Annotated in this window: 7 protein-coding genes; 4 read left to right on the top strand and 3 right to left on the bottom strand. The window is 71.7% G+C overall.

Features of this window, described 5'->3' with window-relative positions; translation table 11 throughout:
* Position 1: 1 nt before the first annotated feature.
* Positions 2 to 241, top strand: coding sequence for a hypothetical protein (locus tag ACIHCL_RS19225; protein WP_399863177.1), 240 nt, complete (start codon positions 2 to 4; stop codon positions 239 to 241).
* Between the two features lie 111 nt (positions 242 to 352).
* On the opposite strand, the gene ACIHCL_RS19230 is transcribed toward ACIHCL_RS19225, so the two are convergent.
* Together ACIHCL_RS19230 and ACIHCL_RS19235 are read right to left on the bottom strand one after the other, a co-directional pair.
* A complete protein-coding gene (locus ACIHCL_RS19230) occupies positions 353 to 2,452 on the bottom strand; it encodes a sigma-70 family RNA polymerase sigma factor (RefSeq protein WP_399863180.1) in 2,100 nt (699 codons plus the stop codon).
* A 937-nt stretch (positions 2,453 to 3,389) separates the two neighbouring features.
* On the bottom strand, positions 3,390 to 4,403 hold the full coding sequence (locus tag ACIHCL_RS19235; protein WP_399863181.1) for a TetR/AcrR family transcriptional regulator: 1,014 nt from the start codon (positions 4,401 to 4,403) through the stop codon (positions 3,390 to 3,392).
* A 337-nt stretch (positions 4,404 to 4,740) separates the two neighbouring features.
* Here ACIHCL_RS19235 and ACIHCL_RS19240 point away from each other — a divergent pair, with 337 nt between their 5' ends.
* Together ACIHCL_RS19240 and ACIHCL_RS19245 are read left to right on the top strand one after the other, a co-directional pair.
* Positions 4,741 to 6,201 carry an NAD(P)/FAD-dependent oxidoreductase gene (locus tag ACIHCL_RS19240; RefSeq protein WP_399863184.1) on the top strand — a complete coding sequence of 487 codons (1,461 nt, stop codon included), beginning with the start codon at positions 4,741 to 4,743 and terminating at the stop codon, positions 6,199 to 6,201.
* Between the two features lie 591 nt (positions 6,202 to 6,792).
* A complete protein-coding gene (locus ACIHCL_RS19245) occupies positions 6,793 to 8,706 on the top strand; it encodes a SpoIIE family protein phosphatase (protein ID WP_399863186.1) in 1,914 nt (637 codons plus the stop codon).
* A 173-nt stretch (positions 8,707 to 8,879) separates the two neighbouring features.
* On the opposite strand, the gene ACIHCL_RS19250 is transcribed toward ACIHCL_RS19245, so the two are convergent.
* On the bottom strand, positions 8,880 to 10,169 hold the full coding sequence (locus ACIHCL_RS19250) for an MFS transporter (protein ID WP_399863223.1): 1,290 nt from the start codon (positions 10,167 to 10,169) through the stop codon (positions 8,880 to 8,882).
* 163 nt (positions 10,170 to 10,332) lie between these two features.
* Here ACIHCL_RS19250 and ACIHCL_RS19255 point away from each other — a divergent pair, with 163 nt between their 5' ends.
* On the top strand, positions 10,333 to 10,890 hold the full coding sequence (locus tag ACIHCL_RS19255; protein WP_399863189.1) for a MarR family winged helix-turn-helix transcriptional regulator: 558 nt from the start codon (positions 10,333 to 10,335) through the stop codon (positions 10,888 to 10,890).
* Positions 10,891 to 11,348 lie beyond the last annotated feature (458 nt).

Consider the following 11,348-nt stretch of genomic DNA (forward strand, 5'->3'; position numbering starts at 1 on the left):
TGTGTGGGAGAAACTGTCGCGCCAGGGAGCCGGGCAACCCGACGCGGGGGCGCAGCAGGCCGAGGCGGACGAGCGCGAGCGGCTGACCCGCGCGGAACTCGGCGCGGACGCGTATGAGTCGGAGCGTGCCGCAGGCCGCACGCTGACCGTCGATGACGTCATCGAGCTGCTGAACCGTGTCTGCGCGGCGCTTCCGGACACCTCGGCAGGGTGGCGGACGGCACCTGAGGGACGCGTCTGACGCCCTTTCGCCCGGGACGTCTCTACCCAGGCCGCACCGTACCGCTCCGCCCCGCCCCGCCCTGTGACGGGCGGGGCGGTACGTCGGTCCGTCGGCCCGGACCTGCACGTCTCACCGGCAGTTGAGACCCGAGTTTGCCCAGTTGGCGAGTGCCGCGCCGATACCCGGCTGCACCCGGTCGACGACAAGCCGGATCTTGGTCTGGCCGGTGATGTCGACTCCGACGGGTACGGCCTGGTCTCCGCCGCGTACCACCGGGGACCGCCACAGCAGCCTCCCGTCACCGCCGAGGACGGAGAAGCGCGCCGCGCCCAGCCCCAGCGACAGGTCGTCGATCCCGACCAGGGCCTCGTACCGCGAGCACTGCAGGTTCAACCGGATCGCGACCGAGGACTTGGTGTGCACGGTCACGCCGTGGGCGTACTGCCTGCCACCGATCCACAGGCCGGAACGCTGCCAGAGCCAGTTGCTCTCATTGACCACCAACTCGGGTTCCGTGTGGTCGCCGGACGTCGAGTAGCGCAACTCGCTGAGCCGGTAGACGGTGGGCGGTGGTGCGGGCGTCGTCGGAGTCGGGTCGGGGGACGTCTCCGGGACGGACGGCTTCGGGGTCTCGGGCGTCGTCGGATGCGCCGTCGGCCCGGGCACGGGAGGCGTGACCGGGGTGTTCGACGCGGTGGGTGTCGGGCCGGGGCCGGGGCCGGGAGCGGTCGGCGATGTCGGCTTCGACGAGGGAGCCGAGGACGCGGCCGGCGGTTCGGCGGGCGGCGCTGACGCCGCGGACGACGGTGCATCGGCGGACGACGGTGCATCGGCGGACGACGGTGCGTCCGCGGCCGGCGGGGCGCCTGCGCGCGGCGCCGACTGCTCGGACTGCTGCGGCGACGCCGGCTGCTCAGGCGCTGCGGGCGGCGGCACGGAGGGGGCCGCGACGGCGGGCTTGGTTGCGTGTCCGGTCTCGGGGTGACCGTTGCCGACCATGGCCCAGGCCAGCCCGGCCGCCGCGGCCACGATGACCGCCGTCACGATACCGGCCTTGACCGGTGTGCCGAGCCCCTCCGAGGCCGCGCCGCCTCCGGCCGAGCCCCCACCGGTCGCCGCCGCGGCGGCTCCCGCCCCGACCGCCCCGGCCGCGCCACCGGCGGTGATCCCGGCCGCCTTGAGCGAGTACCCGGCGGCGACCCAACCGATGACCGCGACCGGCAGCAGAGCGGGGATCCCGGCGTTGACGTGGGCCAGTTCGCCCGCCGCGAGCCTGCACTTCGCGCACTCGTCGAGATGCCCGCGCAGCCCGCGCTCGGCCCGCATCCGGAGACCGCCCCGGGCGTACGCGCCGAGGCGATCGGCGTAGCGCGCACAGTCGCCGCCGGAAGTGAGCGACTGGCTCACATGGGCCTGGAGATATGCCTGCTTGAGCCCTTCACGGGCCCGACTGGCCAGCACCGCCGTGGCGTTGGCGGTCAGCCCGAACAACGGGGCGATCTCGCTGGGCGACTCCTCCTCGACGGTGGTGTGCCACAGCACCGCCTGCCAGCGCTCCGGCAGGCTGCGGAAGGCACGCATGGCCAGCGACCGCTCGGCCTCGTGCATCGCGAGCACGTCCGCGCCGAGGTCGAGCGTCTCCACGTTCGACACCTGGGAGGACTCGGCGGCCTGCGTGGCGAACACGGCGAAGTCCTCGACCAGTTGCTCCCGCTTCGCGGTCTTGGTCCAGGCGGCCGCGACATGCCGGACAGCCGTCATGAGGTAGGCCCGCACCGCCTCCTCGGGGCCCTTGCCCCTCCGCACCGCCTGCAGCGTGCGAGCGAAGACCTCGGCGGTGAGGTCGTCGGCGGTGTGCGCGTCGCGGCAGCAGCTGCGCGCGTAGCGCCGCACCGCGTCCGAGTGCCGCCGGAACAGCTCCTCGTACGCGCGGTCGTCACCGTTCCGCATCATCTTGATCAGATCGGCGTCGGAATCGCCGGGGCCGGTGGCTTCGGTGCCGCCTTCCCGCTGCATCGGCACTGCGGCCTCGGTACCAGCGTCGACGTCGGTGCCCCGCGCCCCCGCCCACGGACCCGGCAGTACGGTGCCGCCTTCGGTGCCGCCTCCCGGCCGCCCGGGACCACCCTGGCACGGCACCTGGCGGGAGAACGGGCCATCGGCCTCCGCCGCATCGCCCGCGGTGGCGATGTCGTCGAACGACTCTTCCTTCTGCCCGTCACGGCTCATCGCGGAAGCCCCCGTTGCGCTGTCGGACCCGAACATCGAGCAAGCGTGCCACATGGCGCAATCACGCCGGACCCTCAGCCCCGGCAACCACTCATCCGGGGTGTTCTCCCGAATATGAGCACTATTGGCCGCTCATTTGGGAAGACTAGCCGAGCGTTTTTGCGCACGGACAGGGCGGGCAGGGGCAATGGTCCTTTGGACGAGGCCCGCGAGGGCCGCGAGGGCCGTCCGAGTCCGGACATATGACGCGGATCGTCGGAGAGGCAGCCGCAAATCGGTTCCGGACCGGCCCTGGAGGGATGTGGTCCGACCTCGGACCGGGCCCCTGGAACGGGCCTCTGGACAGGGCCGGTGGACCGGTCCCCCGGAACGGGACTCGTCAACGGCCGTGCATCGGCTGCGCATTGACCTCGGGCCGGCCGCGCATGGGCATACGGCCATGGAGTGGCGGTGGAACGGCGATGCGGCTGCCGTAGGGACGGACGGGGGCATGCGTGCGGAGCTGGGACGAGAGTGGGGAGGGTCATACCGGATCCGAACGGGAGGACCCGCGAGCTTCGGCCAACCGGCTTGCCTAGGTCCACCCGACCTGGTCCACCTGACCCGGTTTGTCCCGCCTAGGTTCACCAGACTTCGGTTCACCAGACTTCGGGCACCCGGTTTCGGCCAACTCCGGTTCGCCCGGACCCGGGTTGGGGGGCGGCCCTCGGCGCCCGGTCTCGGACGGCCCTGCCCCGATCGCCCGGCCGGAGCCGCCGCCCGAGGCCACCCGACCCCGTCGCCAGGGCCGCATCCCACGGCCTGGGCTTCATGTCCCGCATCTCACGTCCCGAGCACCGCGTCACGCCCCACCGCTCCCGCCCATGGCAAGGTCGGCTACGACCTCGTCCCAGGCCGTTCAGGCGGCAGTTCGCGAACGCGGCCCCTCCCGGATCGTTCAGGCGGCAGGTCGGGAGCGCAGCCCCTCCAGCAGGATGTCCAGCAGCCGACTCGAAGCCGCCGCCTGCTGAGCCGCATCGGGCAGCGAGGGCGCCGCCGTCGCGATGACCAGCAGCACGTCCGCGACCGTCACGTCACGGCGCAGCTCACCGGCCGCGCGCGCCCGGTCCACGAGCCGGCCGACGACCTCCAGCAGCTCACCGGCCCCGGCGTCGTCCGCGACGTGGCCCGCCTCCGGGACGGACAGCGCCTCGGCCGGCCGGAGGTCGTCCGGACCCGTGCCCTGCCGCTGCTGGGGCACCCGGCCACCGGCCGCGCCCGCCATGGCACCCGCGCCGACCGCGGCCCCGGTGTCCCCGGCAGGCGCCGAGCCGTCCACAGCCCCGTTCCTGGCCCCTGAAACGACCCTGCCTTCGGCCCCGACAGCCCCGGTGTCACCCCCGGATCCGATGACCGGGTCGGTGTCGACGCCGACCCGAAGCACCTGCGGCGGCAGCAGCCGCCCCGCGCCCGAAGCCACGGACGTGCGCAGGAAGCGCGACAGGGCCGACCACGGTTCCTCCTCCTGCCCCAGGGCGGTCCGTGCCTGGTCCGTCAGCCGAGCGGTCTCCTCCTCGGCTATCCGCCTGACCAGCACGTCCTTGCTCGGGAACCGCCGGTAGACCGTGCCGACGCCGACCCTGGCGCGACGCGCCACGTCCTCCATGGGAGCCCCGTACCCCAGCTCGCCGAACACCTCGCGGGCGGCGCGCAGCACGTGCTCCAGATTGCGCTGGGCGTCCACACGAAGCGGGGTCGACCGGCCGTTTGCGCCGTTCGCCCCGTTTGTCGCCATTCCTCCGTTGGGCCCGCCCGCCGTGGTCGTCGGCGCGGCCGTCCCCGTCGTCGCACCGACCGGCAACATCTCGCCGGCCGTCCCTACCGCTCCGACAGCTCCGCCTCGGCCGTTTCCGGCGGACGAATGGGGCGTAACCGTCGCAGCGGTCTGCCAATGAGAATCCTGAATATGCATGTTGTTCCCCCGGTAATGACGTCTCCCCCCGGAGACTTCCCGCAGTCTGAGCCAGAGAGTGGATCATGGTCACGATCCGGCCCTCCGGCGACACACGAACATAGTTGAGCACGCGTCAATTCAGAAGGGGGTAGTTCCGCACGGAGCGCCCTCGAAGGCGCGAGAATCGGCCGGTCATCTGATCGACCCCGGCCCGCCACCCCCGTTCCACCCTCTGACCTGCGCGGATTCCGTGACAATGTCGTCACCTACGACGACGTCCCGGCCCAGATCTCCGGTCACACAATTTGTCGGGCCTGTGGACAAACCCCTGAGCCCGTTGCGTCATGGGGTGGTGATGGCTACAGATTCCGGGGGAGCACCCTCTGGCACCCCGCCATGCCTGCGCATTCTGGTCGTCGGCGGCGGCTACGTCGGGATGTACACGGCGCTGCGTCTCCAGCGGAGGCTGAGGCAGCGGCTCAGGAACGGTCGGGCGGAGATCGTCGTCGTCACTCCCGAGCCGTATATGACGTATCAGCCGTTTCTGCCCGAGGCGGCCGCCGGTTCGATCTCGCCGCGCCATGTGGTGGTGCCACTGCGCCGGGTTCTGGCGGACTGCCGGATCGTGATCGGCGAGGCGCGGCACATCGACCACTCCAGGCGCACGGCCACCGTGACCACCCCCGCCTCCGCCGAGGACGGTACGGGCGCCGTCGAGATCGCGTACGACGAGCTCGTCCTCGCACCCGGCTCCGTCTCACGCGCCCTCCCGATCCCCGGCCTCGCCGACCACGGCATCGGCTTCAAGACCGTCGAAGAGGCCATCGGCCTGCGCAACCACGTCATCGAGCAGCTGGACATCGCCTCCACCACCCGTGACCCGGCCCTCCGCGCCGCCGCTCTCACCTTCGTCTTCGTCGGTGGCGGATACGCCGGCGTCGAGGCGCTCGCCGAACTGGAGGACATGGCCCGTCACGCCTCGCGGTACTACCACAACATCAAGCCGGAGGACATGAAGTGGATCCTCGTCGAGGCGTCCGACCGCATCCTTCCCGAGGTCGGCGACGCGTTGGGGCTGTATGTGATCCGTGAGCTGCGCGGCCGCAACGTCGACGTGCGCCTCGACACCCGGCTGGAGTCCTGCGAGCACCGGATCGCCGTCCTGAGCGACGGCTCCCGCGTCCGCAGCCGCACCCTCGTGTGGACCGCCGGCGTCAAACCGGCGCCGGTCCTCGCCGCCACCGATCTGCCGCTCGACGAGTACGGCAGGCTCAGATGCACGGCGGAACTCGCCGTCGAGGGCGTCGAGCACGCCTGGGCGGCCGGCGACGCCGCCGCCGTACCCGACCTGACGGCCTCCGAGAAGGGCGCCAGGACCGCCCCCAACGCCCAGCACGCCGTGCGCCAGGCCAAGGTCCTCGCCGGGAACGTCCTCGCCGCGCTCGACGGCGAACCCCTCAAGCAGTACCGGCACGCCTGTGCGGGCTCCGTCGCCTCGCTCGGCCTCCACAAGGGCGTGGCCCATGTCCGCGGTCGCGCGCTTAAGGGGTGCCCGGCCTGGCTGCTGCATCGCGCGTACCACCTCAGCCGCGTCCCGACGCTCAACCGGAAGGCCCGGGTCCTGGCCGAATGGACGCTCGCCGGGCTCTTCAGGCGCGAGATCGTCTCCCTGGGCTCCCTGGAACACCCGCGGGCCGAGTTCGAACGTGCCGCGGGGGGTGGACGCCCGGGACCGGGCGGCCCACCGACCACGGGCGGCCCACCGGGCCCCCGTCGTCCCACCGGCCCCGACGCCCCACCGGGGCATGGCACCTGACCGGCCGTCGGGCCCGCGGCCTCACCCGACCGCGGCACCGCCGTACCGACAACTGCCAGTACGGTCCGCCACACTGGACGTGTGACCATAGGTGGGCCCACACCTGCGCAGAGTGATCCCGGCCGGTAGCGACGAGACAGTGAACAGCAGTGACATCCCCGATGTCCGAGACGCATCAGAGACATCAGAGGTATCGGAAGCACCAGAGCCACCGCACGCGGGGGACGCGCCGGAAACACCGGAGGCGTCAAGGGCGTCGGACTTCTCTGATGCCTCCGGCACTTCTGACGCCTCGGAGGCACGAGCAGCACGATGAGGCCCGGATGCGTTCTCCCGGGGCCGGCCCCGGCACCGCCCGCCGAACCACCGAACCCGCCGAACCCGCCGAACCTGTCGATCCATCGGATCCGGCGGAACCGTTTGATCCGGCGGAACCGTTGGACCCGGCGGAACCCATGAAATGCGTGGAACCCATGGGACCGGCGGGGACGACCGGATCCCGCGGAGGGAGCCGGGACCGAGGAAACCGGGACCAGCAGAGGAAGCAGCCCGCCCGAGCGGACCAGACCGACACACGAGGCCAGAAATTCCGTGAACTTCACGCGTTGGAGCGCCCGCCTACCCGGAACGCAGCGCCGCGCCGCCGCTCGGGGTGACCGCAGCTCCGTACCGCCGGCGCGCGCCGAGTACGGACGCCCCGAGCCCGGCTCCCGCCGCCCGGACACCGACGTGGGCGCGGACACTCCCGACAGCGGCCCCGACAGCGGCCCCGACAGCGGCCCCGACGGCGGGGGTGACGCGACGCGCGACGGCGCGAACGACGGGACACGCGACGGCGCGAACGGCCGGCCCGCCGGGGCCGACGGAACCGTTCTGGAAGACCTCTCCGCGCGCGATCTGCTGGGCCGGCTGCCCGCTCTCGTCGCCCTGGTGCACGGCCCCGAGCACCGGATCGAGTACGTCAACGATGCCTACGTGGCCGCCTTCGGGCCCCGCCCCGTCGGCGCCACCGCCGCCGAGGCCATGCCCGAACTCTCCGAGCTCAGCCTGCTGCCCCTCATGGACCAGGTCCTGCGCAGCGGCACGCCGCGCACGGTCAAGTCCCGCAAGGTGCGCAACGGCAATTCGTACACCGTGACCTGCATCCCGGTGCATCGGGACGCCGACGCCGACGCCGCGACGGCCGACGACGCGAACAGGGCCCCGGGCAGGAACTGGAAGAAGGAACGGGACCGGGGCAGGGACGGGGAAAAGGCCGGAGGCGGGCACCGGAACAGGCGCGGAAGCGGGAGCGGAGGCGGCGACGGCGAGCGCGGGGTGCTCGTGTACGCCGCCGACGTCACCGACCACGCCGAAGCGGCCGAACGGCTCCGCGCCAGCGAACGACGCCACCGCGAAACGGCCGTCACCCTCCAGCGCTCGCTGCTCCCGCAGGAACTGGAGCAGCCCGACGACCTGCGGATCGCCGCCACCTATCAGCCCGGCGGCACGGACGCGGCGGTCGGCGGCGACTGGTACGACGTCATCACGCTCGGCGCCGGTCGCACGGCTCTGGTCATCGGGGACGTGATGGGGCGGGGAGTGCGGGCCGCCGCTGTCATGGGACAGCTCCGCACGGCGGTGCGTGCCTACGCTCGCCTCGACCTCCCGCCGCACGAGGTGCTCCAGCTCCTGGACGGTCTTGCCGCCGAGATCGACGCCAGCCAGATCGCCACCTGCGCCTACGCGGTCCACGATCCGAACGAGGGCCGACTCGTCTACGCCTCCGCCGGGCACCTCCCGATCCTGGTGAGCCACGAGGACGGCACGGTCCACCGTGCCGAGGACCCGACCGGTCCGCCGCTCGGCACTGGCGGCTGGATCCACACCTCGGGCACGATCGAACTGCCGCCCGGCTCCACCGCGGTCTTCTACACGGACGGCCTGGTCGAGCGCCGCAGCGAGGACATCGATGAGGGCGTCGCCGCGCTGGAGCGCGCCCTCTCGGGAGCCAAGGGCTCGCCGCAGGTCGTCTGCGACCGGCTGATCCGTTCCCTCGGGGTCACCGCGGAGCACGACGACGACGTGGCGGTACTGGTGGTCCAGCACCCCGCCCGTACCGGGGCCGACGCGGAGTTGTTCCACAACGCCTCGCTCGACCTCCTCGGCGGCATCGAGGCCGCCCCGCGTGCCCGCGCCTTCGCCACCGGCGTCCTGACCTCGTGGCGGTTCCCGGCCGAGCTGCGCGATCTGGGCGTCCTGGCCGCGGGCGAACTCGTCGCGAACTCCCTCAAGCACGGCACCCCGCCGATGCGCCTGGGCCTGCGCCGTACCGACCGCCGCCTGATCATCGAGGTGACCGACGGCGACGATCACCTGCCCCGCCGCCGTCGCGCCGATCCGGCGGACGAATCGGGGCGCGGCATCTCCATCGTCGCGACGATCGCCACTTCCTGGGGCTGCCGTCGCAGGCCGGAAGGCGGCAAGGCGGTCTGGTGCGAGTTCGCCCTCCCGCAGGAGCGGTGAGCCGCAAGCGGAGGGGCCCGTCGTGAACGGGCCCCTCACCGGCTCGCCGCCCTCTCTCACCGGCTCACGGACGCCCGCTCGGGCGGGTGAATCCGCAGCCGCGGCGTGCCGGCCCGTGATCCATGGCGGTCGGCGGCGGGAACGCGCCGGCCGGCGGTCGGCGGCAGCGGCGATCAGTGGTAGCTGGGCGCGGCCTCTGCCTCCGGCCGCGACACGGCCACCACCCGGGACGGCGTCACCTCCGCCGACGGCTGGTCCTGCGCCGGAGTGAGCCGTCGGCCCAGGCGCAGTGCCAGCACCGTGATGCCCAGCGAGAACAGTACGAACGTCACGATGTACGGACCGTGCAGCGTGGCTCCCATCGGGCCGCCCACGGCCGGGCCCACCGCCAGCGCGAGCTGCTTGCACAGCGCGAACGCGGAGTTGTACTGACCGACCATCGACTCCGGCGCGAGATCGGCGACCAGAGGCGCGACGGTCGGCGACAGCATCGACTCGCCGAGCCCGAAGAGTGCGTACGTGGAGATCATCGCGGCCGTCGCCATGGTCTGGCTGCCGTGCCCGAGGCCCGCGAAGCCCGCCACGACCCAGGCGAACGCCCAGATCAGGCCGACCAGCGCGATGACCCGGCTGCGGCGGCGGCGCTCCACCATCCGCAGCACGACGAACTGCGCCACGACGATGACCGCGGTGTTGGCGGCCAGCGCGATACCCAGCGTCGAGGGCTGGATCCCGGCGGCCTCGGTGCCGTACGCCGCGAGCCCCGACTCGAACTGCCCGTAGCAGGCGAAGAACAGCACGAAGCCCAGTACGCACAGCTGCACCATGGCCCGGTGCGACAGCAGGGCTCGCAGCCCGCTCTGCGCCGAGGACCCGCCGGTGGGCCGGGCGTCGGAGAAGGACGGGGCACGGGACAGCCGCACGGTGCAGGCGATGGCACCGAGCACCACGAACATCGCGGCTTCGATGAGGAACAGCAGGGTGAAGGACTCCGGCCGGGCCGTGTCCACGATCTGCCCGCCGACCAGTCCGCCGAGGCCGAGCCCGAGGTTCTGCAGGAAGAACTGCATGGCGAAGGCACGTGTGCGGGAGGCGGTGCTGGAGCACCACACGAGCATCGTGGCGAGCGCCGGCTGCATGACCGCCGTGCCCGCGCCGAGGACCGCCGCCGACAACACGGACGCGGTCACCCCGGAGGACACGCCGAGGGCGACCGCGCCCAGGGCGGCGACCACCGAGGCGACGACGAGCACGGGCAGCGGGCCGCGCCGGTCGATCGCACGGCCCGTGAACGGCAGAACGGCCAGCGCCGCCATGGCGAAGACCGCCAGCACGACCCCCGCCGTACCCGCGCCCAGATCCCGCACCTGTGCCACATAGACGTACAGGTACGGAACGGTGAACCCCAGCCCGAACGCGCTCAGCGCGCTCCCCAGCTGGATCCGCCGCAGCGCTGCCCCCATCTCCCTGGTCACACTCACCTACCTCAAACTCTCGCACCGGCATGCCGACATGCCGGTCCGTAGCAACGACTCGAACCCGAAGACTTTAGCACTAAAGTTAGAAGCTCAACAATTCAGCTTGAAGGACTTCGATGGCTTTGGCGGGCGTGCCATACTGCCCGCCATGTCTGACACCACCGAGCAACCCGGCCCGCAGGAGCCGAGCCTCGACGAGCAGGTCGCCGCCTATCAGCGGGAGTTCCGCGACCTCGACCCGCAGGTCGAGCGGGTCGTCTCGGCTCTCGGCCGGCTGAACCGCCGGATGAACGTGGCGTACGGGCGCCAGCTCGCCACCCTCGGCATCAGCAACGCCGAATGGGAGGTCCTCAAGACGCTGGTGCTGGCCGGTTCCCCTTACCGCCTGGGCCCGGGGGAGCTCGCGAAGCGCCTCGGCCTCACCCCGGCCGCGATGACCCACCGCATCGACCGCATGGCGGCCGACGGGCTGGTCACCCGCGACCGGGACGAGAGCAACCGGGTACGCGTGATCGTCGAGGTGACCGACGAGGGGCGTACGAAGTGGCTGGAGGCGATGCGCATGGCCACCGCCTTCGAGGGGGACCTGCTCCAGGACTTCACGGTGGAGGAGCGGGGAGCCCTCGGCGACATGCTGATCCGTGTCCTGCGCCGTGTGGAGCACGCCCAGCCGGACGCCGGTGGCCGCCTCACCGACCTGGACTGAGCGGTGTTCGGCCCCGGTTAATCGCTTGACCTGCCGGGGTTGACACGCCCCAGCCCGATCCGTAAAGTACTCCGAGTTGCCACGGGGCCGGAACGGTTCTGCGGCGACTCATCCTGCCGCGGACGCGGCATCCAAAACTCAGTACGATCTCCCATTCGGGATAATTTCGGCATGCCGAAATTAATTTCGAGGACTCGATTATGAGTCACCGGGAAAGTTCGCTAGAGTTTCGGCGTCGGAACGGCCTAACGGTCGGGAAGGCGAATCCCGCTGACTGGGAATCAGGCCCGAAAGGATCTGATAGAGTCGGACTCGACGGAAAGGGAAACGCGAAAGCGTGGATCTGGAAGTCGGGAAACCCGCTTCGACCGGGAATCGGACGCGAAAGAGTCTGATAGAGTCGGAAACGCAAGACCGAAGGGAAAAAGCCCGGAGGAAAGCCTGGACCGGATGGTCGG

Origin of the sequence: Streptomyces sp. NPDC052042 (assembly GCF_044548345.1) — a bacterium.
Taxonomy (GTDB): Bacteria; Actinomycetota; Actinomycetes; order Streptomycetales; family Streptomycetaceae; genus Streptomyces.